The sequence below is a fragment of the Sphingomonas sp. BL-S-25 genome, from assembly GCF_055521555.1.
The window spans coordinates 2524508-2548841 of sequence record NZ_CM145486.1 but is presented as its reverse complement, the minus strand read 5'-3'; the positions used below and the strand labels follow the sequence as shown (position 1 = coordinate 2548841).

21 protein-coding genes are annotated in these 24334 nt (G+C 66.2%); 16 read left to right on the top strand and 5 right to left on the bottom strand.

Features of this window, described 5'->3' with window-relative positions; translation table 11 throughout:
• The first annotated feature begins 40 nt into the window (after positions 1-40).
• The gene (locus ACZ1H8_RS12235) at positions 41-685 is read left to right on the top strand and encodes an SOS response-associated peptidase (RefSeq protein ID WP_465177462.1); all 645 of its coding nucleotides are present in this window, start codon (positions 41-43) and stop codon (positions 683-685) included.
• Here ACZ1H8_RS12235 and ACZ1H8_RS12230 read toward each other — a convergent pair.
• Positions 680-994 carry a hypothetical protein gene (locus tag ACZ1H8_RS12230; protein ID WP_465177461.1) on the bottom strand — a complete coding sequence of 105 codons (315 nt, stop codon included), beginning with the start codon at positions 992-994 and terminating at the stop codon, positions 680-682. The two genes, ACZ1H8_RS12235 and ACZ1H8_RS12230, sit on opposite strands and share 6 nt — an antisense overlap.
• A gap of 2 nt (positions 995-996) precedes the next feature.
• Positions 997-1482 carry a hypothetical protein gene (locus ACZ1H8_RS12225; RefSeq protein WP_465177460.1) on the bottom strand — a complete coding sequence of 162 codons (486 nt, stop codon included), beginning with the start codon at positions 1480-1482 and terminating at the stop codon, positions 997-999.
• 419 nt (positions 1483-1901) lie between these two features.
• Here ACZ1H8_RS12225 and ACZ1H8_RS12220 point away from each other — a divergent pair, with 419 nt between their 5' ends.
• The 13 genes from ACZ1H8_RS12220 (at position 1902) to ACZ1H8_RS12160 (ending at position 14304) form a co-directional block, all read left to right on the top strand.
• Positions 1902-3947, top strand: a complete 2046-nt coding sequence (locus ACZ1H8_RS12220) for a conjugal transfer protein TraG (RefSeq protein ID WP_465177459.1) — start codon at positions 1902-1904, stop codon at positions 3945-3947.
• A complete protein-coding gene (locus tag ACZ1H8_RS12215) occupies positions 3944-4342 on the top strand; it encodes a CopG family transcriptional regulator (RefSeq protein WP_465177458.1) in 399 nt (132 codons plus the stop codon). Before ACZ1H8_RS12220 ends, ACZ1H8_RS12215 begins: the two co-directional genes overlap by 4 nt.
• Complete coding sequence (trbB, locus tag ACZ1H8_RS12210) at positions 4339-5331, top strand: P-type conjugative transfer ATPase TrbB (protein ID WP_465177457.1); 993 nt, start codon at positions 4339-4341, stop codon at positions 5329-5331. Before ACZ1H8_RS12215 ends, trbB begins: the two co-directional genes overlap by 4 nt.
• Positions 5332-5333: 2 nt before the next feature.
• Complete coding sequence (locus ACZ1H8_RS12205) at positions 5334-5666, top strand: TrbC/VirB2 family type IV secretion system protein (protein WP_465177456.1); 333 nt, start codon at positions 5334-5336, stop codon at positions 5664-5666.
• A complete protein-coding gene (locus ACZ1H8_RS12200; RefSeq protein ID WP_465177455.1) occupies positions 5663-5932 on the top strand; it encodes a VirB3 family type IV secretion system protein in 270 nt (89 codons plus the stop codon). The genes ACZ1H8_RS12205 and ACZ1H8_RS12200 overlap by 4 nt, the downstream gene beginning before the upstream one ends.
• Complete coding sequence (trbE, locus tag ACZ1H8_RS12195) at positions 5926-8370, top strand: conjugal transfer protein TrbE (protein ID WP_465177454.1); 2445 nt, start codon at positions 5926-5928, stop codon at positions 8368-8370. The genes ACZ1H8_RS12200 and trbE overlap by 7 nt, the downstream gene beginning before the upstream one ends.
• Complete coding sequence (trbJ, locus tag ACZ1H8_RS12190; RefSeq protein WP_465177453.1) at positions 8370-9113, top strand: P-type conjugative transfer protein TrbJ; 744 nt, start codon at positions 8370-8372, stop codon at positions 9111-9113. The genes trbE and trbJ overlap by 1 nt, the downstream gene beginning before the upstream one ends.
• A 128-nt stretch (positions 9114-9241) precedes the next feature.
• Positions 9242-10534, top strand: coding sequence for a P-type conjugative transfer protein TrbL (gene trbL / locus ACZ1H8_RS12185; RefSeq protein WP_465177452.1), 1293 nt, complete (start codon positions 9242-9244; stop codon positions 10532-10534).
• 3 nt (positions 10535-10537) lie between these two features.
• The gene (trbF, locus tag ACZ1H8_RS12180; protein WP_465177451.1) at positions 10538-11347 is read left to right on the top strand and encodes a conjugal transfer protein TrbF; all 810 of its coding nucleotides are present in this window, start codon (positions 10538-10540) and stop codon (positions 11345-11347) included.
• On the top strand, positions 11344-12156 hold the full coding sequence (gene trbG / locus ACZ1H8_RS12175; protein WP_465177450.1) for a P-type conjugative transfer protein TrbG: 813 nt from the start codon (positions 11344-11346) through the stop codon (positions 12154-12156). Before trbF ends, trbG begins: the two co-directional genes overlap by 4 nt.
• Positions 12153-13334 (top strand): TraB/TrbI/VirB10 family type IV secretion system protein, encoded by a 1182-nt coding sequence (locus tag ACZ1H8_RS12170; protein WP_465177449.1) that lies wholly within the window; start codon positions 12153-12155, stop codon positions 13332-13334. Before trbG ends, ACZ1H8_RS12170 begins: the two co-directional genes overlap by 4 nt.
• Positions 13334-13564, top strand: coding sequence for a DUF2274 domain-containing protein (locus ACZ1H8_RS12165; RefSeq protein WP_465177448.1), 231 nt, complete (start codon positions 13334-13336; stop codon positions 13562-13564). Before ACZ1H8_RS12170 ends, ACZ1H8_RS12165 begins: the two co-directional genes overlap by 1 nt.
• A 227-nt stretch (positions 13565-13791) precedes the next feature.
• Positions 13792-14304, top strand: a complete 513-nt coding sequence (locus ACZ1H8_RS12160; RefSeq protein WP_465177447.1) for a Ros/MucR family transcriptional regulator — start codon at positions 13792-13794, stop codon at positions 14302-14304.
• Positions 14305-14421: 117 nt separating this feature from the next.
• Here ACZ1H8_RS12160 and ACZ1H8_RS12155 read toward each other — a convergent pair whose 3' ends face one another.
• A complete protein-coding gene (locus ACZ1H8_RS12155) occupies positions 14422-15402 on the bottom strand; it encodes a hypothetical protein (protein WP_465177446.1) in 981 nt (326 codons plus the stop codon).
• 7 nt (positions 15403-15409) lie between these two features.
• Positions 15410-16051 carry a hypothetical protein gene (locus ACZ1H8_RS12150; RefSeq protein WP_465177445.1) on the bottom strand — a complete coding sequence of 214 codons (642 nt, stop codon included), beginning with the start codon at positions 16049-16051 and terminating at the stop codon, positions 15410-15412.
• A gap of 148 nt (positions 16052-16199) precedes the next feature.
• Here ACZ1H8_RS12150 and ACZ1H8_RS12145 point away from each other — a divergent pair, with 148 nt between their 5' ends.
• Both ACZ1H8_RS12145 and ACZ1H8_RS12140 read left to right on the top strand, forming a co-directional pair.
• Positions 16200-16892: a Crp/Fnr family transcriptional regulator gene (locus ACZ1H8_RS12145; RefSeq protein ID WP_465177444.1), complete on the top strand. Its 693-nt coding sequence runs from the start codon at positions 16200-16202 to the stop codon at positions 16890-16892.
• A gap of 95 nt (positions 16893-16987) precedes the next feature.
• Positions 16988-19846, top strand: a complete 2859-nt coding sequence (locus ACZ1H8_RS12140) for an ATP-binding protein (RefSeq protein WP_465177443.1) — start codon at positions 16988-16990, stop codon at positions 19844-19846.
• Here the strand turns inward: ACZ1H8_RS12140 and ACZ1H8_RS12135 are convergent.
• The gene (locus ACZ1H8_RS12135) at positions 19809-23822 is read right to left on the bottom strand and encodes a hypothetical protein (protein WP_465177442.1); all 4014 of its coding nucleotides are present in this window, start codon (positions 23820-23822) and stop codon (positions 19809-19811) included. The two genes, ACZ1H8_RS12140 and ACZ1H8_RS12135, sit on opposite strands and share 38 nt — an antisense overlap.
• Positions 23823-24334 lie beyond the last annotated feature (512 nt).

Genomic DNA, 24334 nt, shown 5'->3' with positions numbered 1-24334 from the left:
CGCGTTGCGCCTGCGACCCGACGCAGGCTAGCCTGAACACATGTGCAACCTCTACACCGTCCGCAAGTCCGCAGCCGAGGTGGCCGCCCATTTCGGGGTCGACACGCCGGTCCAGTCCAATGCCGGCGAGGAAGTCTATCCCGGCTATCCCGGCATGGTCATCCGCGAGACCGAGGGCCGCCGGATCATGCAGTCGATGACCTGGGGGTTTCCACTCCGGCTCAAGACGATGAGCCCGGCCGCCAAGCCCAAGCCGGTCAACAACATCGCCGACCTGCGAAAGAACATGTGGATCGGCCTCGCCCGAAAGCCAGAATGGCGCTGCCTCATCCCGCTCACCGCGTTCGCGGAAGCCGAGGGCGCCAAGGGTGCCAAGACCCGGACGTGGTTCTCCGTCGTGGACGAGCCGATCTTCGCCTGGGCCGGGCTGTGGCGCGACAGTGCCGAATGGGGGCCCGTCTATTCGGGCGTCATGACGGACTGCAACGAGGCGATCCGACCGGTCCACGACCGCATGCCGGTCCTGCTGCACCGCGAGGACCATGATCGATGGCTGCATGGCAGCTTCGACGAGATCGTGGGGTTCCAGGAACGCTGCTTTCCCGATGATCTCATCGTCGTCGACCGCACCAACGAGCCGTGGCGCAAGGCCGTCGCTCCCGCAACTCAGCCCGGCCTGTTATGATCGGAAGCGGCTGACCGCGCGCTTCCATTCGCTATCCTCAGGAAGCGGCAGATGGACGATGGTCGGCGGCTGGCGGCTCGGTCGCACCGGCACGCCGCGCCTGCCGCAGCTGGTGCAGCGCATCCGGGGCGCTACCAAGTCGAGATGATCACGCCAGCGCTTGCGGTGGAACAGCCACCACAAGGCAGCCGCATGAAAGACCTCTGTGCGATCGCAGCCGGGACATTTCACCTCGACCGTGCGATGAAACGCCGCGCACTCGAACAAGGTGGTCGGCACCTGTCCGCCCTCGCGATCGTATCGGCCCATCGCTATCCCACCACCTTGAGCCTTGGCCCCTGGGGATCGGGGGCGGGCTGCAGGTCGAGCGACCCGAGCTGGTCCTGGCGAACCACCCGGATGAGGACGCCTGGCCAGGCCGGGAACATCGCCCGAACCTTGGCCGAGAGCAGCGTGGAGACCGGCATGTCGAGCAGGGGCGTCACGTCATAACCGCACCATAATTCGGCCGGGATGCGCCCAAGCCGGTAGGTGCCCGCGGTGACCAGGGCGACAGCGGGGTGAAGCGCGGGCCGTGAGGCAATGAACCGCGCAAGGCAGAGCGGCCGCGCACTGGCGAGCCAAGTGTCATATTCCTCGCGCGAGGTCGCCTGTGCAATCCGGTGGCCCTCGACCTTACCGACATGGACCAGCCAGGTCCCGTAGTGGAATGTTTCCAGCGTGACCGGCCAGCGATGCGCGAGCCAGTTTACCTTCTCGACCGCTTCCATCATCGCCGGTCCCGCAGACAACACCACGCCCACCACCTGGCGCGTCGCGACATTTCCGACGGATTCCCGGCGGCAAGCATCGCCCCAGCGCTCGACGTCATCGCCGACGACCCCATGCTCCACCCTTCAAGCACCGGCGACTGACGGGCAGGATGACGCGGCATGCTGGAGCTCCATTGCGTTTCGCGCCGAATCGGCGGCCCCGCCCGGCTAGAACAAAGCATGAACACTTTTCAACCTCGAAGTGTCCCCGGACCCTCACCGAAGGCTCCCGCGAGCGCGATATGCTCCATGGCCGTAGTCATGCCAGACATTGGCAAGCGCCCGCGCGGCTGGCACCGCGCAGGTACCTCCCGTCCCCAGCGGGTATCTGACAGTCCGAACGGGATTCTGGGACCCTGAGCCAAGCCCGCGGACAACCGAGTCTGATGCGGGCGGAGGCCCGCATGACCCCGACCAAGCTGCTCATCGGACAGATCCTCGTGGTACTCGCGATCGTCGTCGCGGGCATCTGGATCGCGACCCAATGGGCAGCATCGCAGCTGGGCTATCAGCCCGAGCTCGGATCGCCTTCGCTGATCCTGCTGGGACAGCCGATCTACCGCCCCTGGGCAATCTTCCCATGGTGGTACCATTTCGATGCCTATGCGCCGGCCGTCTTCGACGAGGCAGGCGCGATCGCCGCAGGAGGCGGCTTCGTCGGCTGCGGCGCGGCGATCTTCGGCTCGCTGTGGCGGGCGCGTCAATCAGGCAGCGTCACGACCTATGGCTCGGCGCGCTGGGCGAGCCGGCGCGACATCGCGGCCGCCGGGCTGCTGGGCGAGCGCGGCATCCCAATGGGGCGCATCGGGCGCCGCTACCTTCGCCACGACGGACCCGAGCATGTCATCGCCTTCGCGCCGACCCGCTCGGGCAAGGGCGTCGGCCTGGTCGTCCCCACCCTGCTCTCCTGGACCGGGTCCGCCGTCATCCACGACATCAAGGGCGAGAATTGGCAGCTGACCGCCGGCTGGCGAAAGCTGTTCTCGCACTGTTTGCTGTTCAACCCGACCGACGCCCGATCGGCACGATACAATCCCCTGCTCGAGGTGCGTCGCGGCGTGGACGAGGTGCGCGACGTCCAGAACATCGCCGACATCCTGGTCGACCCGGAAGGCGCGCTGGAACGTCGCAACCACTGGGAAAAGACCAGCCACTCGCTGCTCGTCGGCGCGATCCTGCACATCCTCTATGCCGAGGAGGAGAAGACCCTCGCTCGCGTCGCGACCTTTCTCTCAGATCCGCAGCGCCCCTTCGCCTCGACGCTTCGGCTGATGATGACGACCAATCATCTCGGCGACGAAGAGACGCCCGCAGTCCATCCCGTCATCGCGTCGGCGGCGCGCGAGCTGCTCAACAAGTCCGAGAATGAGCGCTCGGGCGTGCTCTCGACCGCGATGTCGTTTCTCGGCCTCTACCGCGACCCGACCGTCGCCGCCGTCACGTCGCGCTCCGACTGGCGGATCGCGGACCTGGTCGAGGCTGCCCACCCGGTATCGCTCTACCTCGTCGTGCCGCCGTCGGACATCAGCCGCACCAAGCCCCTGATCCGGCTGGTGCTCAACCAGATCGGACGTCGTCTGACCGAGCAGCTGCACGCGCCGACGTCCGACAATGCGGCGCCTGGCCGTCACAAGCTGCTGATGATGCTGGACGAGTTCCCGGCGCTAGGTCGGCTCGACTTCTTCGAGACCAGCCTCGCCTTTCTCGCAGGATACGGAGTCCGCGTCTTCCTGATCGCGCAGAGCCTGAACCAGATCGAGAAGGCTTACGGCGAGCACAATGCGATCCTCGACAATTGCCATGTCCGCATCGCCTTCGCGACCAATGACGAGCGCACGGCGAAACGCGTCTCCGACGCGCTGGGGACCGCGACCGAGCAGCGGTCGATGCGCAACTATGCCGGACACCGGCTCGCGCCCTGGCTCGCGCATGTCATGGTCAGCCGGCAGGAGACCGCCCGCGCGCTGCTGACCCCGGGCGAGGTCATGCAGCTCGCGCCGACCGACGAGCTCGTCCTCGTCTCCGGCCATCCGCCGGTCCGCGCCGCCAAGCTGCGCTATTTCGAGGATCCCGCCTTTGCGGGTCGCGTGCGGCCCGCGCCCAGCCTCGACGGCGCGGCCCAGCGCGATTTGCCCGCTCTGCGCAAGCACGACTGGGCGACCAAGCCAGCCGGGAGCGATGAGCGTCTTGCCACGGCTTGCGAGCCCGATGGGCCGGGCGAGCCCGAGGGTCGCGAGCAGGCGCGCCAACCCGAAATCCAGGTCGAGCAGGCTCCCACCCACGAGCTGGAGCCGGTCGATGTGCTCGGCTTCGCCGAAGATGATGGCGACGCCGCCGGCGACAAGCGCGCCATGGATGAGGCGCGCAGCCTTACTGCCGTTCGCACGGTCTATGCGCTGGAGACGGCCTCGGGCCGCGCCGCCGACCTGCAGATGGAGCTGGGGCGATGACCGAGCGGATCCGGCATCAGCTGTTCCTCTCGAAGCCGCTCAGCGACCGGCTCGAGGCACTTGCCGCCAAGCCGGGCGCGACCAAGTCCGCCATTCTCGAGGATGCGGTCACCGCCTGGCTCAATCGGCGCGGCGCTTCGGAACTCGAGGACCGGTTCGCGCTCCGTCTTGACCGGCTGACCCGCGCGATCGGCCGGATCGACGCCGACACCCATGTGCTGCTCGAGACGCTGGCGCTCTTCATCCGCTTCGAGCTGTCGATCCAGACGCCGCTCGCCGAGGATGACGCTGCCGGCCGCGCGCTCGGCGCGAAGCGGTTCGAGGCCTTCATCACACGCGTCGGGCGGCAGGTCGCCAGCGGGCGCCGGACCTTTGCGGCGGAGGCCGAGGCATGACCGCTGCACCGACCCTTTCGGCCGAACGGCGCCGGGCGATGCTCGCAACCGCCATGGGGCCGGACATCGCAGCCGCACTGGCGGACCCGCTGACCCAGGAGATCATGGTCAATCCCGACGGCGCGCTCCGGATCGACCGGCTCGGAGAGGGGCGGATCGATACCGGCTGGCGCCTGGGCGCCGCGCAGGTCGAGCGGATCATCCGCCTCGTTGCCAGCCACGCCCGGGCTGAAGCGCATGACGGCCGCCCGATCGTCTCGGCCGAGCTGCCGGCAAGCAGCGAGGGACATGCCGGTGAGCGGTTCGAGGGCCTACTCCCACCGGTCTCAGCGGCGCCCTGCTTCTCGATCCGCAAGCCGGCGCAGCGCCTGTACGCACTGGGCGACTATGTCGCCGACGGCATTATGTCGGCCATCGCCGCCGATCTGCTTCGCAGCGCGGTCTCACAGCGCTTCAACATCCTCGTCGCCGGCGGGACGAGCTCAGGCAAGACCACCCTTGCCAATGCTCTGCTCGCCGAGATGGCAGGAGTCGATGCCCGCGTCATCCTTATCGAGGACACGCGCGAGCTGCAGAGCCCTGCGGCGGACACGGTTGCGCTGCGCACGCGCGCCGGCGTGGTCACCATGACCGACCTGGTGCGCTCGACGCTGCGCCTGCGCCCCGACCGCATCGTCGTCGGCGAGATCCGCGGGCCCGAGGCGCTCGACATGCTCAAGGCCTGGAACACCGGGCATCCCGGCGGGATCACCACGGTTCACGCCAATGGCGCGCTGGCCGCACTCTACCGGATCGAGCAGCTCGTGCAGGAGGCGGTAATCACCGTGCCGCGCCAGCTGGTCGCCGAGGCGGTCGACATCATCGTCTTCATCGCTGGCCGCGGCATCGACCGCCGCATCGCCGAGATCGCCCGCGTCGAGGGGCTCGACCCCGCCACCGGCGGCTACCGCCTCGCCAACCTGCTTCCCCCCAAGCCCGAAGGAGCCTGACCATGATCGCACGTCTCCACTCCCCTCGCCCGCGCCGCCTCGCCGTCCCGGCATTGGCGACACTTCTTGCCCTGTGCGCCACCGCCCGGGCCGCCGGCTCGGGCATGCCCTGGGAAGAGCCGCTCCAGCAGGTGCTGGAATCGGTTCAGGGCCCGGTCGCGAAGATCGTGGCCGTGATCATCATCATCACGACCGGCCTCACGCTTGCCTTTGGCGAGACCGCGGGCGGCTTTCGCCGGCTGATCCAGATCGTGTTCGGCCTGTCGATCGCCTTCGCCGCCTCGAGCTTCTTCCTGTCCTTCTTCAGCTTCGGCGGCGGAGCGCTGGTCGGATGAACGGCGCCGGCCATCTCGACGGCTTCGAAGTGCCGATCCATGCCAGCCTCGGCGCGCCGATCCTGCTTGGCGGGGCGCCGCGCGGCATCGCGATCCTCAACGGCACGCTTGCCGCAGCGATCGGCCTGGGGCTGCAGCAATGGCTCGCCGGGCTCGTGATCTGGGCTGTCGGCCACAGCGTCGCGGTGCTTGCGACGAAGCGCGACCCGAGCTTCGCGCCCGTCCTGCTGCGCCACCTTCGGCAGAGGGGTTACCTGTCATGCTGAACCTGCGCGAATATCGCCAGCGGGCCGATCGGCTTGCCGATCACCTTCCCTGGGCGGCGCTGGTAGCGCCGGGCATCGTGCTCAACAAGGACGGCAGCTTCCAGCGCTCGGTCCGCTTCCGCGGGCCTGACCTGGAGTCCGCCACCGAGGCCGAACTGATCGCCGCGAGTGCGCGGGCGAACAATGTCATGCGCCGGCTGGGCAGCGGTTGGGCCCTGTTCTTCGACGCCGAGCGCCGAGAGGCGCTCGACTATCCGGCAAGCGACTTCCCCGACCCCGTCAGCGCGCTGGTCGACCGCGAGCGCCGCGCCGGCTTCGAGGAGGAAGGCGCACATTATGAGAGCCGGTACCACCTGACCCTGACCTGGCTGCCGCCCGCCGACACGACCGACGCGGCGGGCCGCGGGCTCGTGGAGCGGCCTGACGTGGAGCAGGGCCGCGACTGGCGGACAGCGCTTGCCGGGTTCGTGTCGGAAACCGATCGCATCATCGACCTGATGGCCGGCTTCATGCCCGAGGTCCGGCCCCTTAACGACGCCGAGACGCTGACCTACCTTCATGGCTGCGTCTCCGAGCGAGCGCACCCCGTCACCGTGCCCGAGACGCCCTTCTATCTCGACGGCCTGCTCGCCGACACGCCGCTGACCGGCGGGCTCGAGCCTCGGCTGGGCGCGCGACACCTGCGATCGCTCACCATCCTGGGTTTCCCTAATCTCAGCCGGCCCGGCATCCTCGACGCGCTGAACCATGAGGATTTCGACTATCGCTGGGTGACGCGCTTCATCGCGCTCGACAAGGCACTGGCGACGAAAACGCTCGGCTCGATCCGCCGCCAATGGTTCAACAAGCGCAAGTCGGTCGCCGCCCTGCTGCGGGAGGTGATGTACAACCAGCCGGCGCAGCTGCTCGACAGCGATGCCGACAACAAGGTCCTCGATGCCGACCAGGCGATGCAGGTGCTCGGCCAGGACCAGGTCGCGTTCGGCTATCTCACCACCACGATCACCCTGTCGGACGAGGACGGCCAGGCAGTCGAGGAGAAGGTCCGGCGGGTCGAGCGGATCGTCAACGGGCTCGGCTTCACCACGATCCGCGAAGGCGTGAACGCAGTCGAGGCCTGGCTGTCGTCGCTGCCCGGCCAGGTCTATGCCAATGTCCGGCAACCGCTCGTCCACACGCTCAATCTCGCCCATCTGATGCCGCTGTCCTCGGTCTGGGCGGGGCCGTCGCGCAACGCCCATCTGGACGGTCCGCCGCTCATGGTTGCCAAGACCGCCGGCGCCACCCCCTTCCGCCTCTCCACCCATGTCGGCGATGTCGGGCACATGCTGGTGGTCGGCCCGACCGGTGCCGGCAAGTCGGTGCTGCTGGCGCTGATGCTGCTCCAGTTCCGGCGCTATCCCGGCGCACAGGTCTATGTCTTCGACAAGGGCTTCTCGGCGCGGGCGGCCGTGCTCGCCTGCGGCGGCGAGCATCATGCGCTGGGCGCATCGGACGCGCAGAGCCTGTCCTTCCAGCCGCTTCGGGGAATCGACGACGCGGCAGAGCGCAGCTGGGCCGCCGACTGGATCGCCGCCCTGCTCGATCATGAGAACATAGCTGTCACCCCGGACATCAAGGACATGATCTGGTCCGCGCTCGGGAGCCTGGCATCGGCGCCCGAGGACCAGCGGACGATGACCGGCCTCGCGCTGCTGCTGCAGTCGAATGCGCTGCGCACCGCGCTCCAGCCCTATACGCTCGACGGCCCGCATGGCCGCCTGCTCGACGCCGCCGAACAGGCGCTGGCCCTCGGCGACCTCCAGTGCTTCGAGACCGAGGCGCTCATGGGGCAGGCGTCGGTCGCAGCGCCCGTGCTGAGCTATATCTTCCATCGGCTCGAGGCGCGGTTCGACGGCCGCCCGACGCTGCTCGTGCTCGACGAGGCCTGGGTGTTCCTCGACCACCCGCTGTTCGCGGCGCGCATCCGCGAATGGCTGAAGGTGCTTCGCAAGAAGAACGTGGCCGTGGTGTTCGCCACGCAGAGCCTCGCCGACATCGCCGGCTCGTCGATCGCCCCGGCGATCATCGAGAGCTGCCCGCAGCGCATCCTGCTGCCCAACGACCGGGCGATCGAGCCCCAGTCTCGCAGCATCTATGAGGGCTTCGGGCTGAACGCGCGCCAGATCGAGCTAATCAGCCGCGCCACGCCCAAGCGGCATTATTACCTCCAGTCGGCGCGCGGCAACCGCCTGTTCGAGCTCGGCCTGGGCCCGATCGCGCTCGCGCTGTGCGGCGCTTCCGATCCGGCAAGCCAGGCCCGCATCGACGCGCTGCTCGCCGAACATGGCCAGGACGGGTTCGCCAGCCGCTTCCTGCGCGAGGCCGGGCTCGACTGGGCAGCCGACCTTCTTCCCTTCCCGCCCTCGCCTCTCACCCTCGACCTAGGAGACCTGTAATGCATCGCCTCACCCCCATACGTCCCGCCGGCGCCCTTGCCCTCGTCCTCGCAGGCGCGCTCGGCGGACCGCTCATGCTCGCGCCCTCGCCCGCCCGCGCCCAGATCAGCGTGTTCGATCCCACCAATTATTCGCAGAACATCCTGACCGCTGCGCGAACGCTGCAGCAGGTCAACCAGCAGATCCAGCAGCTGCAGAACGAAGCCCAGATGCTCCTCGCGATGGACAAGCAGCTCAGGCGCATCGACTTTCCCGAGCTCGACGCGCTGCGGCAGAAGATGGAGTCGATCGACCGGCTAATGGGCCAGGCCCAGGCGATCGACTTCAGGGTCGACCGGCTCGACGAGCAGTATCGCCGCATGTTCCCGCGCGAGTTCCAGGACGTCCTCAAGCGCGACCAGCGCATCCGCGCCGCACGCGAGCGGCTGGATGCGAGCCTCGACGGCTTTCGGCAGGCGATGACCCTCCAGTCGCAGATCGTCGAGAATGTCCGCGACGACACCCAGGCGCTGGCCGCGATCGTCGCGCGCAGCCAGGGCGCGGAGGGCTCGCTGCAGGCGCAGCAGGCGACCAACCAGCTGCTCGCGCTCACCGCCAAGCAGCAACTCCAGCTCCAGCAGATGATGGCCGCGCAGTTTCGCAGCGAAGCGGTCGAGGCCGCGCGCCGCGCGACCCAGGCTGCCGAAGCCAGGGCAGCCGCCAAACGCTTCCTGGGAACCGGGTCGGCCTACACGCCCGACTAGCCCCCTCGGGCGAAGGCCCGACCCGGCCAGCGGCGAGGCCCCTCCCTCGCCGCGGTCGCGGGGTGCGGCGCTGCTCCCCTGCCGCGCCCCGCGATCATCACCTCGACGAGCAACGAAAGGCGCCAGACGTGCACGACCTCAACGTCATCGACCGGTTCATGGCGCAGTTCGTCGCCTATATCGACAGCGGCTTCGGGCTGCTCGGGCCCGATGTCGGCTTCCTGACGAGCGTGCTGGTCGGCATCGACATCACCCTGGCCGGCCTGTTCTGGGCGCTCGGCGGCGAAGACAACATCCTTGGCCGCTTCATCCGCAAGATCCTCTATGTCGGGGTCTTCGCGCTGATCCTGAACAGCTTCTCGACGCTTTCCGACATCATCTTCCGCTCCTTCGCCCAGGCCGGCCTGACCGCCGGGGGCGGCACGATGGCAGCCGATGACCTGCTCAAGCCCGGGCGCCTCGCCGCCACCGGTTTCACGGCCGCCTGGCCGCTGCTCGACCAGGCGAGCGAGATGGTCGGATTTGTCAGCTTCTTCGACAATTTCCTGACAATCATGATCCTGCTGCTCGCCTGGGCCGTCGTGATCATCACCTTCTTCATTCTCGCGGTGCAGATGTTCGTCTGCATCCTCGAGTTCAAGCTGACCAGCCTGGCCGGCTTCGTCCTCGTGCCCTTTGCGCTGTGGAACCGCACCAGCTTCCTCGCCGAGCGCGTGCTCGGCAATGTCGTGTCCTCGGGCATCAAGGTGATGGTGCTCGCGGTCATCATCGGCATCGGCTCGAACTTCTTCCAGGAATTCACGGCCGCGCTGCAGGGCCAGGAGCCCGATATCGGCCAGGCGATGAGCCTTGTTCTTGCCGCGCTGTCGCTGTTCGGGCTCGGCATCTTCGGCCCGTCGATCGCCTCCGGGCTCGTCTCGGGCGCGCCGCAACTGGGCGCAGGGGCTGCGCTCGGCACCGCGGCCGGTGCCGCGGGCATCGCGATGGTGGCAGGTTCGGCCGGCATCGGCGGCGCGCGCGCGCTCGGCGGGGCAGCGGTCGGCGCGGTGCGCGCCGGCGCATCGATGGGGTCGGCGGCATCGACCGCCTATCAGCTCGGCCAGGAGACCGCCCCCTCCCCCTCGGTCGCGGCCGGCATGGGCGGCGTCGCCCGGGCCGCTGGCAATGCGATGCGCAGCCGCGCCTCGCAGGCGATGGGGATCGGCGAGGCGGCGCGCTCGGGGCGGCAGGCCGCCTGGAACGCCCTCAACGAGACAGGCGCCGCCCCGTCGTCGTCTCGCGAGAGCGCACCCGCCTGGGCGCAGGCGATGCGCGCGCAGCAGACCGGCCGGCATCATCGCCAGATGGCGATCCATGGGCTGAGCCAGGGCGACCGCGGCGGCGGCTCGGCCACTCCCGACATCAAGGAAAGGAACGACTGAGCCATGTATTTCAAGCGCAGCGTGCAACGCTATGGGCGGACCCCGCCCGCCGAGACCCCCTATCACCGCGCCGGCCAGCTATGGGACGAGCGGCTCGGATCGGCGCGGGTGCAGGCAGGCAATTGGCGCCTCGTCGCCTTCGCTTGCCTGGGACTGGCGGCAGCGTCGTCGGGCGGCCTGTTGTGGCAGTCGACCCAGTCGCGCGTCGTCCCCTATGTCGTCGAGGTCGACCGGCTGGGCGAGGCACGCTCGGTCGAACCGGCCGAGCGCGACTACCGCCCCACCGACCCGCAGATCGCGTGGCACCTGGCGAAGCTGATCACCGACATCCGGTCGGTGTCGCTCGACCCGGTGCTGATGCGCCGGAACTGGCTGGGCGCCTATGACTTCATGACTAGGCGCGGGGCGCAATTCCTGAGCGATCATGCCCGCAGCGCCAATCCGTTCGAGCGGATCGGCGAGCGCACCGTGTCGGTGCAGGTCACCAGCGTCGTGCGCGCATCGGACCGCTCCTTCCAGGTCAAATGGACCGAGAGCGCCTATGAGCGCGGCGCGCCAGCCGGAACCAGCCGGTGGACCGCGATCCTCACCATCGTCCAGCGCACACCCGCCAGCGCCGACATGCTGCGCCGCAATCCGCTCGGCATCTATGTCGATGCGATTGACTGGAGCCGTGAGCTGGAGACGCCAGCGCCTGCGCAGCAGCAACCGCCAGCACCATCGCCCCCTCCCTCCAACATCCCGCTCGGCTCGCCGCTCGACCCGGGCCTTGCCGGCCCCCTTCCCCAGACCGTTAAGGAGACTTCCCGATGAGACTGATGCTCTTGCCGGTGGCGATCGCCGCGACCGGCTTGCCCACCGCCCATGCCCAGGACGCCTCGCTGCGCGCAACACAGGCTGCCAATCGCGCGGCAACCGAAGCGCCTGCCACGCAGGGCTTCGTGAACGCGGTCCAGGTCTATGCCTTTGCCGAGGGCACGATCTTCCAGGCGCACACCGCGCCGGGCGCGGTCACGGACATCGCGCTCCAGCCGGGCGAGACGCTGATCGCGGTCGCCGCCGGCGATACCGCCCGCTGGACGATCGGCGATACGACCAGCGGCAGCGGCGACACCAAGCGTACCCATGTCCTGGTCAAGCCATTCGCCGCGGGCCTCGCCACCAATCTCGTCATCACCACCGACCGGCGCGCCTATCACCTGCGCCTCACCAGCAATGCGCGGGTCGCCGTGTCCGCGCTGCGCTGGACCTATCCCCAGGACACGCTGCTGGCACTGAATGCCAAGGCGGCGGCGCAGCGCGCAGCGGAGCCGATGGCGCAGGGGCTGAGCGTCGAGCAGCTGAACTTCGGCTATGCCATTTCCGGCGACAAGCCGGTCTGGCGCCCGCTGCGCGCCTTCGATGACGGTCGCCAGACCTTCATCGAATTCCCGCCAAGCCTGGCGCAAGGCGAGGCGCCGCCGCTGTTCCTGGTCGGCGCGGACAAGAAGGCGGAGCTGGTCAACTACCGCGTCAGCGGCCGCTTCTACATCGTCGATCGCCTGTTCGACATGGCCGAGCTCCGCCTCGGCCTGAAGAAGCAGCAGGTGGTGCGCATCGCGCGGACCCGGGGGCGGTCATGACCGACGAGCCTCAAGCCCCACCCGCGCCGCCCAAGCTCGCGCCCGAGGCAGTGGCGCTGCGGGCGCAGCCTGCCCGCGCGATCCGCTTCCGCCGCGGCGTGATCATCGCCGTCGCCGCCTTCGGATCGGCAAGTGTCACCGGCGTTGCCTGGCTTGCGCTGCAGCCGCGGATCACCCGGCAGATGGCCCAGCAGAACGACGCGACCCAGCCGGCTGCGCAGGCGGCGGCCGATGCGCTGGGCAAGGTTCCGGCTACCTATGGCGATATCCCGAAGCTCGGGCCGCCCCTTCCCGGCGATCTCGGACGCCCGATTCTCAGGGCGCAGGGGCGGCAGGTCGAGCCCGCTCCCCCGCCGAGCGAAGCCGACAGTGAGGCAGCCCGCCGCCAGCAGCGGCTCGCCGAGCTCAAGGCGGCTCGCGAAAGCGGGCTGATGGTCCAGCTCCAGGACGCAGGTCGCGGCAAGGGCGCGGCGGCGCCAGCATCGCCCGAACCGGCGACGTCCGCGGCGGGCCCGTCGGATCAGGTCGGCCAGGTGCCCCCGATCGCACCTGCCGGACGCGGATCGCCGGATCCCGACCAGAATGCGCATCGGCTGACCCGAGCGAGCTCGCCGAACATGGTGCTCGCCGGCAGCGTCATCGCCGCCAGCCTGATCACCGGCCTCAACTCCGACCTGCCCGGCATGGTCACCGCCCAGGTGACCGAGCATCTGTACGACACCGCCACGGGCCGCATCCTGCTCGTGCCGCAAGGCACCAGGCTGATCGGCAAATATGACAATGTCGTCGCCTTCGGGCAGCGCCGGGCTCTCGTCCTGTGGCAACGCCTCATCCTGCCAGACGGCAGCTCGCTGCGCCTTGACGACATGCCGGCGACCGACCCGTCGGGCTATGCGGGGCTGTCCGACAAGGTCGACTTCCACACCTGGTCGCTGCTCAAGGGCGTCGCCATCGCAACCTTGCTCGGGGTCGGCACCGAGCTGACGATCTCGGGCGAAAGCGACCTCGTCCAGGCGCTGCGCGAATCCGCCCAGTCGAACAGCGCGCGCGCGGCCGACCGCATCACCCAGCGCAACCTCGATATCCAGCCCACCATCACGATCCGCCCCGGTGCGCCGGTGCGGGTGCTGGTGACCCGGGATCTGGCGCTTGCGCCCTGGCACGGGAAGGAAGGCTGATGGCGGACCTCAAGCTGGGCAGACTGCCCGATCGCACACCGGTCAAGCTGACCATCACGATCACGCCGGACCTGCAGTCCGCGCTGCAGGCCTATGCGGCTGCCTATGCATCGACCTACCAGGTCGAGGAACCTGTGGCGGAACTCATTCCGGCAATGCTGACGGCCTTTTTGGAAAGCGACCGGGGCTTCATGCGGTCCCGAACAGCAAGCGATCGAGCAAAAAGCTGATCTCGATCATAGCAAGGTGTGCCGATGCGCAGAGACCTACCACCATATCGCCCAGCCAAATTCCGCTGTTAGCCTTGGCAACAGCACGATTTACTAGTCTCACCGCGTCTCACCAGGTGCCAAGCAGCGATATCGCCTTGATACCTGGACGGAACTACTTCAGGACCGCAAACGCCGCTGCAGACCAAAACAAGCCGCAGCGCAACCATAACAGGAGGTCGCCAAAAATGTCTGAAGAAGCCAGCATCGATGCTGTAGAGCTTGCCACCGAACTCACGATCGCGTGGCTGAGCAACCAGAATAATCGTGTCGCCGCCGAAGACGTGCCCGCTTTCCTGCGCACCATGCATGCTACGGTCAGCGAACTTGCAGGTAGCACATCGTCGGTGATTGCCGAAGACGCGGCATCCGCCGAGGAATTCACGCCCGCGGTATCGGTACGCAAGTCGCTTGCCTCGCCCGATCACATCATTTCACTGATCGACGGCAAGCCCTACAAGTCGCTGCGCCGGCATCTCTCGACCCACGGCCTGACGCCGGTAGAGTATCGCGCACGCTACAATCTCAAGCCCGACTATCCGATGGTCGCGCCCAGCTATTCCGAAGTGCGCCGCGCGATGGCGCACAAGATCGGCCTCGGCGCCAAGGGCCGCGCCGCACGGGGTACCGCAACCCCTGCACCCGCCCCGGCACCCACCAAGACGCGTAAGCCGCGCGCCAAGGCGGCTGCCGACGCCTGAGCGTCGTGACGCGCCCGGGGCACCCCCGGCGCGCATGCGAGCTCGCCTATTGCGGACGTGGCGGCTTGGTGACTACGCCCCGAAAGCTGACGCGGGTGCCGCGCCGGTAGTCTTAGGCTATGGCAGATGCGCCACGATCCGGTCCCAGATGCCCTGTATCGGGAACACGAACGCAAAGTTGGGCGGTGCGCCGCCGAACAGCATTCCGCACGCCACGATCTGGTTACCGTTTCCCTCACAGACCAGCGACCCGGAATGCCCCGGTGTAATCAGGCCGCTCACGATCCGAAGCGCCCAGAAGCTGTTGTAGTAGAAGACGGCGTGATCGACGGTGATCTCGACCCGCTGATTGATTACGGGTTGCGGGGATTCGAGCAGGATTCTCGCCCCGTTTACGTTGTACCAGAAGCGCGCGCCGGGCATTCTGGCGAAATCGCCGAACGCGCGAATGGGTGCCGCTTCGCCGACGAGGCCGAGCGGATCAACTGGCACGTCGGTCACGTGAATGAGCGCTAGATCCTCCGCGGTATCGCCGCCGGGCTGGACGCGGCTGTAATAGAGCGTGGTGCCGAGTGATCGCGCTCGATGGGTTGCCGGATCGATCACCCCAGGCTGACCCGGCAATTTACCTGTACGTAGATTGGAGACGACGTGCGCATTGGTCGCGGCATAGCGCGCCCCTTGATGCTCAAAGGTGAGGCCGCACATACCCTGCTCGCGGTCGGCAGAGACGATGACATTGCCAGCGCGCATCCCTAGCAGGCGGGGCGGCGATAGCAATTCGACGACGTCGGTCGGAATGTCACGCTTGCGGCCGTTGCCGTAGCGGACCTGCACGCTCGGCGGCACTCGCTGTTCGCGATTGATGTCGCCCTTCTTGCTGACATAGGCGATCAAGGCGATAGCCCCGCTAGGCGCGCCAGCCACCTGCTTCTCGCCAACGGTCACGTAGCAGACATTGTCGAGGCTCGCGATCGCCTCCGCCGCTTCGGCGGCCGCGGCGGCAAGCGTCTGTGGCAGGCGCGGCCGGCGCCTGCCGGGGAAGTTCGTCGCCCGCCCTCCTTGCGCGGCGATCGGTACGAGTTCGTTCGTTGCCATCGCCGCCTCACTTCTTCGAAACAACACCGGGGCAGGTCTCTCCGGGCTTCAGCTTCGTCGAGTCGCATGCTGGCGCGGCAGTGCCACCGACGTCGCCGAGCCAATCGCCCGTGACCGGCGCAAATGCGACGAAGTCGGCGGCATCGCCCGTGATCAACGGCGTCAGGCCGGTGATTCTACCATTATCGAAGGTGATGCTATAAACTTGGAAACTGCCAGCCGCCGATCCACTCAGGCCCACGCCAGCGGGCAACTCGTCGATCACGCTCTTCACCACCTCCACAATTTTGAGCGGCAGCGCTGTCGCGTCTTGGTTGCTGGTGACTTTGCTCAGCCCGCCGGTGCTGAAGAACTCCAGCGAAACGTCGTGCTTGGCAAGAAATGCATTGAACTGGATGGCGGTGCCGCGATCGGCGCTCTTGACCATCACCACGCTGATCTGACCGCTCGCGACAACCAGCAGCGGCACCTCGTCGAAGACATATAGCCCGGCAGGCTTGTCAGCAGGGTTTGACGACAGATCGAACCGTTTTCCCGTGAAGTTGGTACAGCCCGCCAGTAGCGCCGCTGCGACCATGCCCGCGGCGACGCGGGCAATCCATCCGCTACGCAATTGCTTAGCCGCCTTGCGGCCCATCCCATCCGCCATGTCAGATCCTCTGAATGTCCGGCCACGTCGAAATGGCGTGGCTTGGCCTGCCTAGTCACCGAGCGCAGTTTTTTCGGTGACACTCATCACAAAGCCGTTGTGAGAAACTGCACTTTGCGACAATTTTATTGATGAGGGGGTCGAGCAAGTGGAGTCGCAGGCAGAAGAACTATCGAAAGGAAGCGAGAATCTTCTGCCCCCGGACTTGCGCGATGCTTTTCTGGCCCGCGCTCATCTGTCTAGGGTGCGCCCCCGCCAGACTGTAATCGCTGAGGGAAGTTGGGCAGGCGATGTCTACCTGATCCAGACCGGCAGGGTCCGCATCTCGCGATTCTCCGATGGAGGACGCGAAACCATCCTACGCGACATGGGCCCCGGCGAGATATTCGGCGAGATTGCGGCGATCGGCCGATCGCCGCGATCGGCATGCGTTTGCGCGATCGAGGAAACGGCGCTCGCACGGCTCACGGCCGACGAATTTTTGTCGTTCTTGGGCGAAGTACCGCAGGCGGGATTATGGATCGCGGTACAACTCGCGTCGCGGGTTCGCGATCTCACCAACAAAACCACCGACCTCGCGACGCTTCCGGTTGCAGGCCGCGTTCAGCGTGAGCTGCTGCGCCTTGCGCTCGAGACCGGTGTCGAACGGGACCATGCCGTCATTCAGCCGATGCCGACCCATGCCGAGATCGCAGCGCGTATCGGCACCCACCGCGAGGCGGTCACGCGCGAGCTGAACCTGCTGGCGCGCGAAGGCGTCGTCCGACAGGCGGGGCGACGGGCAGAGATCCTGTCGATCGGCAAGCTGCGCGCGTTGTACGATCGTTTTGGTCGGTCATGAGCGGCAGCGCCATGCCCATGTCTCCAGCGGGGGAACGCCGAAACATCGCAATACTCTTCACCGATCTGTCCGATTCGACTCGCATCGCCACATCGATGGAGCCGGAACATTATGCCGAACTGCTGCAGCCACTGCGCGATCTGATCGCCGCCACCGTCGTGGAGCACGGCGGCGAGATCGCCCGGCTGGACGGCGACGGTGCCCTCTGCATCTTCGGCTACCCCCAGTTTCATGAGGATTCCGGTCGGCGTGCGACCGAAGCGGCGCTCGACCTGCATTTTGCCATTGCCGCGATGGACCACACGACAACTCCCGCCGGTGCGCCGATCCGCCACCATAGTGGCATTCATGCGGGAATGACGCTGGTGCGTGAAGGTGACATGGTCCGCGGGCGTTATGAACCGCTGGGCGATGCGACCAATGTCGCGGCATGGCTGGGCAAGAAAGTAGCGGGCCCCGGAGAGATCATTGTCAGCGAGGAAACGCTGGGTCGGGACGCGGCGCTCTTCTGCACCGGACCGCGGCGCTTCGTGCGAATCTCCGGTCATGCAGCTGACCTCGCGGTGGTCGCCGTTCAAGATCGCGAGGCCGCATCGACCCGCTTCGATGCCCGCGTTCGTCAGGGACTGACGCCCTTCACTGGCCGGATCACCGAGCGCGCCCGGCTCCATGCCTGGCTGGGCGATGGTCGCTCCGGCTTCCACGGACCTGCGCTGATCGCTGGGCCGCCTGGCATCGGCAAATCTAGGTTGCTCAGCGAGTTTCTGTCCGAAGCGATGGCGCGCAGGGTGAAGGTCCATCGCGGCTATTGCGAGGCCTATCTGGGAGCACCGCCGCTACAACCTTTCGTCCAGCTAGCGGCATCGATCGCGGCACAGGAGCCGACCACCGCTCACAACGCCGGAGTGACAGGGGCGGGCGGGGACATGGATCTCGTGGGCCTGACCCGGATGATGCAGCAGCTGATCGGCCATGTCGTTTCCGAAGGCACCACCATCTTCGCGATCGATGACTGGCATTGGGCTGACGACGCCAGCCGCAAGCTGCTCGACGAACTAGTGTCAGCAGGCGATGGCCGCGCGCGTTTCCTGCTGGTGTCCCGTGAGTGTGACACGCAATTGGAGGCGACGCGCCTCTCGGACGCCATTCTCGTCCCGCCTTTACTAGAGATTGAAGCGCAGAATGTCGTTGATAAGCTGCTGCCGGCATCGGATGCGACCCAAGCGGCACGGATCTTCGCGGAGTCGGGAGGCAATCCACTATTCCTTGAAGAAATTTGCCATGCCTCCAGCCGGCGACGCAGGCCAGTCACAACGCAGGTCGGATCGAGCGCCTGGCTAGACATATTGATTCAGGCGCGCCTTGCCGAACTGTCTCCGCGTCAGGCGGAGATCGTACAATGCGCTTCGGTGATCGGCTATGCCATGCCCGCTACCCTGCTCGCCGCGGTAGCCGGGATTGTCCCCGACGACCCGGTGGTCGAACGGCTGGCCAAAGCCGATTTCCTCTATCCTGGCGATATAGCGGGCACGCTGCGTTTTAAGCACGGCATCACCCGCGACGCGGTTTACCGGACCATCGGTCTCGAGAAGCGACAGGCGCTCCACCTCCGCGTGATCGTTGCGCTGGGCGAGGAAAGCGACGCGCCCAATCCCGAGGCGCTGGCATATCATCATGCCGCTGCCGGCCGTACCGGCGGCGCTGTGCCGCATGCGATCAGGGCGGGCGAGGCCGCACTGGCGGCAGGGGCACTCGATCGTGCCCGCGCCCATTTCCAAGCGGCATTCGAGGGGCTTCCCGCATTGCCGTTGAGCCACCCCGCGGTCGCTGGAGTCCTCAAGCTCGTCAACAAATATGGTTTGGCGTGCATCGCCGATCCTTCGCCGGAACAGCTTCCCGTTCTCGAGGCCATGGCGGCGCGGCTGGAGACGCTCGACCAGGCCGAGGCGATGGCCCGCAGCAACTACTGGATCGGCGCGATCGCTTACGGGTTGGGAGATGGACGGCGATCGGTGACCTATCTGACGGCGGCGCGAGCGACTTCAATCGGGCTCGGGGGTGAGAGGTTGGTAGCGCAGGTCGAGACCAAGCTGGCCCAGTCGCTGTTTGCGGCGGGTGCCTATGCGGAAGCCGATGCGTTGTTCGAGCAAATCCTTCCGGTCATCCGGTGCCATGAGGGGCGCAACGATCATGAGACGCTCGCCTATGCGCTGTGCTGCCACGGGTTCTTGCTTGCCGATCAGGGCCATTTCATCGCGGCGGACGCGCGCTATGCCGAGGCTGCGACGATCCTCGACCGCGCCACGCCGGCGCTTCTTACCTCCTACCATACGCAGCGTGCCGCGGTGTGCCTGATGCGCGGACAGTGGCAGACGGCAATCGAACAGGCGCGCCAATGTCTCGCCGCCTGTAGCCGTACGCACGCGCGCTACCAAGCCATGATGGCGGCAGCGCTGGAAGCGTTCGCCCGCTGGCAGATCGACCGCGACCCGGCGGCAGTCGATACGTTGGTTAGGGCGGCCAATTGGTTCGCGGGCGATGCGAGTCAGCAACGGACCTCGCTGGTCTATGGCTGGCTGGCGGAGATTATGGTGCAGACCGGCCAGCGCGATGTTGCGCGCCACTATGCCGCACGCGCCTTGTCGCGAGTCCATCGTAGCGGAGACCGACTCGGCGAAGCGACGGCATGTCGCGCCATGGCGCGGCTCGCTGCGGCGGCCGGCGCTCATCGCCCGGCCGAGCGGCATCTCGCCGCAGCCTATCGCTCGGCTGCGCTGCGCCGCTCTTCTCGCGAGCGCGCCCACACCGAGCTTTGCGAGGCGGAGCTTGCTTGGGGGGCCGGCGACCACGACCGCGCCCGATCGTTGCTCGGTCGTGCGACCGCCACCTTCGAGGCGCTCCGCCTGAGGCCGTTTCTCAGCCAGGTGCGGGCGCTGGCCTTGGCCAATCGCTGATCCGCACGATCAGCGACGCCGGCAGCGCCTGGATGCGACCCGCATCGAGCAGCGCCGAGAGAATACCGATGATCGCTCCCATCGCCATGTCGCGCGCGGGGCAGGCATGGACGGGATAATTGATATTGTTGCGTTGGGGCTGCCAGGCCGCGCGTCGCTTGCCGCCGAAAACTATCGAGACGTTGCCGTCGGGCGTTTTCCTGTCTGCCAGCGACCGCTGTGCCGCCGAGACGAGGCTGACCACGATAAGATCGCCTTCGCGGACATGGACGTCGAATTCGCGGTTCGCGCTGTCCGCCCGCAGGATGATCGGTTCGCCGGTCTGCTTCTCATGATCGGTGGCTGTGCGATACAGCAGGTCAGGCGCAGGCCGCTTGCACATTGCCTGCGACACGGGACCGAACAGCACTGCTCTGGCCTTGGCGAAATCGGCGAATGCGGGCTTATCGCCCAGCGTTCGACGTAGCGCTGACTGGTGGCGCCACAATGTCCGCTCATTGAGCCATTCGAGCAGAACGCCCCGCAGATTACCGTCCATCGGCGGGATCGCTCCCACCATCGTGCCGATCAGGTTGCGCGAGAGCACATCGTTGCTGGTTATCGCAGCGAACATCTCCCGGGCCACTGAACCGGTATGCGCGCCATTGTTATTCAATCGGTGCGCTTCGACGAATGCCTTGCTGGCGGCGAGGATCGCCTTGCCATGGGCCTCGGCGAAAAAGTCGACCGTGTCGCTTGGCCGCGGATAGAAGGCGTTGCGCGACGGTGACAAGAAATCCCCCGGGCAGCCTGCCTGCGGCGCCGTACGCTTCGCAGGCAATTCCCAAAGCCACCCCGTCGCCTGCATGTGGACGCCGTCGGGCAGGCCGTACCAGATCTTGCAGAGCTCCCCCAGCGCCGGAAGCAGGAACTGGCGACGTAGCTCGATCTTGTAATAGCCGCGTGCACCTGCGCGCGATCGATACAGGTCCAAGATCTTCTGCGCGGCGGCATAGCCGGCGCCGAATCCAGTCTCCTCGTCGTATCGCATGAGGATGACGTTGGTCGCCTCCGATTCTTCCCGGTAGCGATACTTTCCTTTCAACGATTGCTTATAATATCGATCATCCGGCTGCTGAGTAACGTAGATCGGCCCGCTATTGCGTTCGATTCGCCGCAGTTGCTCTTCGGTCGTAAATTGCTTCCAATCGGTCAATACGCGCATCACATGCTTGTAAGATGCTGAAAGTACAACGCGCTGCTTCGCACGGTCCGGCGGGTTTTCCCAATCATGGGGAACGGTCACGACCGGCACACCCTTCGTCGAATAGGATCCGCCCGCAGAATAGCGTATTGCCGACCACATATCAGGCGTGATGTTGCGAAGCGCAGGATCCTTGACGTCATAGTCTTCGACCAGCAGCTTGATTTCCTCTCCCTGCTCGGCTTCGCCTAGGCGTTCGAGACGGTCGAGCACGGCCTGACCGACCGCCTCGCGTGGCTCTTCCATCGGCTGCCAGCTTCCTTTTAGCCTCGTCAGCGCCATCAGCGCAGCACGCGATGGCACGAACAGGTACAGGCCCCATTGGAGCGACACGAACTGTGTCGGCAAAGCTGGCAACCGCACCTGGATAATCTCGTCGCCCTCGACGAAGCGGAACACGCGATCTGCAGGATAGAGCGTACTCGATCGGGGCGAGACGCCCATCAGCGGATCATTATGGCCCGATGCCGCCCAGCTGCTGTTGCCGCCGTTGATCCAGCGCTGGATCGTCTCGAACTGCTCGGCGATGCTGGCATTGTAGGCCATGAACATCATGCCGCGTTGGCCCTGCGCACCGGCTTCCCAGCTGGGACCGTAGGACATGCCCCGGCGCAAGATACGCGGCGCACGGCGCCCTTGGAAAGGCTCGCGCGGGTTGGTCCGCCGGATGTGCGATGCGAACGGACAGACTTCCCCTCCCGCATCCCTGCGGTAGTCGAAGTCATTCTCGCCACCGGGCCCGGCTGGCAGTAACGGGGTGCCGTCGGTATTGCGGCCCAGCATCAGCGCCTTGAGCCGCTCCTTCGTCACTGGTCTGGGAAGCCCGGGATGTTCGGCCTTGATGCGCTTCACTTCGGCGTCGAGAAATGCGTCGAAGGCTTCGACGTCCTGCCTCAGCTTGCGAATTACTAGGAAGCTGCCATTCTGTTGGTAACGCCGCGCCTTGGCACGCAATCTGCCGCGCCATCGCAGCGCGCCATGCCGCTCATTGACGAAAGGCCGAGGCGCATCGTCGTCGCGGTCATTGCGATAGCCGAGCAGCACTTCGCCGAGCCGGACCTCGTCGGTCTTTCGGCAGCTATCGTCGAGACCTGCAACCGGTTTAGGCTGGCTCAACCCGTCGTGGAAGCCGAAATGGTCGATGAACGCGCCGTCGGCGTTAAAATCGCTGGCCATCTTTTCATAAGCCAAAAGTACTAGCCCCGACTGCTCCCCGAGGGTCGCCAACCGGGTTAGCTCGGCCACTACGCCGTCCTCACCTTCGCTCGCCGTCCGGATTTGAACGACGATATCGATTTCGCTCATTTCGACCGGCGGACGGGCACGCGCAAAGGGATTGGCATTAGGCGGGAGCGGCGGCCAGTTGCGCTCGGGCAACATCCACTCGCGCGGATGGTTCTCGCGCATGTCGCCGATCAGTCCGGCACGCACCTCCATACCTTCGCGAAATTCATTCGGAAACCGGTCTATAACACCGGTCTCCAGTCCGATCCGACGCAAGCCGTCAGCGGTGAACCCAATCGTGCGGAAAAAGGGATCGGACGGGCTGGCCGCCTTCGCATCCCCGAACTGGACGACGAGGTTCAGCCCGAGGAAGTCGCGCGCTTTTGCCGCGTCCGTGATCGTCATCAGCAACAGCGCGCCGTGCCGCATCGGTTCAGTCGCGCTGCCAAGCGGCTTGAGGATGCCGCCCTGGACTTCGCTGCGATCGAGAACTGGATCCTTTGGCCGCCGCCGATCGCGTTCGGCATCAAGCGCGGCGACATAAGCACAGCCGGTCTCAAACCAGTGGAGCGGATCGGTATAGGCGCTCTTGATCGCTGCCCACATCGAGTAGGCGGGATGGTCCGGCAGCGGGACCAACTCCTCCCAGCCGAGCAGCAGGTCCCGCGTCGCGCGCGCGAGATACCGACCCTCCCGAAGGCGGAGTGGCTTTCCCGCCCAGTCCCTGCCTCGCGGCGGCTGGCCAGTGAGCCATTCGGGCGGGAAATAATCCGTGAGGCGGTAGAGGACGGTCAGTGCCTCCAGCCCCAGTTCGACGATCTTGAGATACTGGACAGGATCGCCCGCATCCCGCTTGGCAACTGCCCGAATCCGTTCTTCGGCGGATGCGGCTTCGGGTTGTGGCATTGTTAGCCGCGCAATTGCTTGGGCGGCCTGGTGCGCCGGTTGTACACGCTGGATCTGCTCGAGCCGGTTCAAGTACAGATGGTCGCGTACCGTTAATCCGGTAGTCGCATAGAAAATCGCACTGTCCATCTGGTTGTCGCGCACCCATTGCGCATATTCATCGAAGCTGTGCTCGGAGGCGGTGACATAGCCCTCGCAATTGCAGAACAGCAGATCGAGGAAAGGACCGAGCGGACTCCAGATGAGGCGCATATAGGGCTCCCACGCCCCATCGAATGTCGCGGTGAGATAGAGGAAACGTCGACTGCGCAGCCCGCCGCTCGCTCGTGGCTTGTCGGGCATTGCGAACAGCTCTTCGTCGATGACGCCCACGCGGAAATCGAGGAGGGTCAGGATGCGTTCGGTGACATCCGAAAAGGGTGCGATCAGCTCACGCTCGCGCGCGCTTACGCGGACACGGTTCAGCGCTTCGGAGACGATCCGCAGCCGCGTGGCGTAAGATACATTCTCGTAGGCGTCGATGAAGCCTTCGCGGATCGGCGCAACGACCACGAGGTCGGTGATGCCGTCGATATTCTTGCTGCTAGACTCACGTTCCATCATCCGCCTCCGATCAGCATACACCGGCTGCCATGCGAGACTGGCATGCGGTGACACGGCCAGCAACGCGGATTGCGGATATGTGCGCAAACTCACAGAGCGCTTCGACCAGACCGTGCCGGGGTAAAGAGAATCAGCTTTGTCCGGCCGCACTATTCATCACGCCTGCCGCCTGATCGACACTGACCGGTAACGGCCCGAAAGCTGCCCAGTGGGTAGCGGCGTGAGCTGCCAGCCTGGAATGCGCCGTAATCTCAGTTGTTCACGGTCGAGTTTATGGCAGCTCTCCCGACGCGGAAGTCCAAAAGCCGTCAGTCGGCAACCGGCCCAACGTCAGTCAATCGACCACGACTCCCGCTCAAAGCTGGAGCGTCCGCATTCTACAAAAGCGGTCATTCAAGTGCTGAACTGGGAATGACGGCTTTGCCCCAATCTCAGTCGTTCGAGACACCTCGTAAGGTAGATTAACATACGGCAGGTTTGAGGCCTCAGGGCGGACAGACTAAACGGCTCAG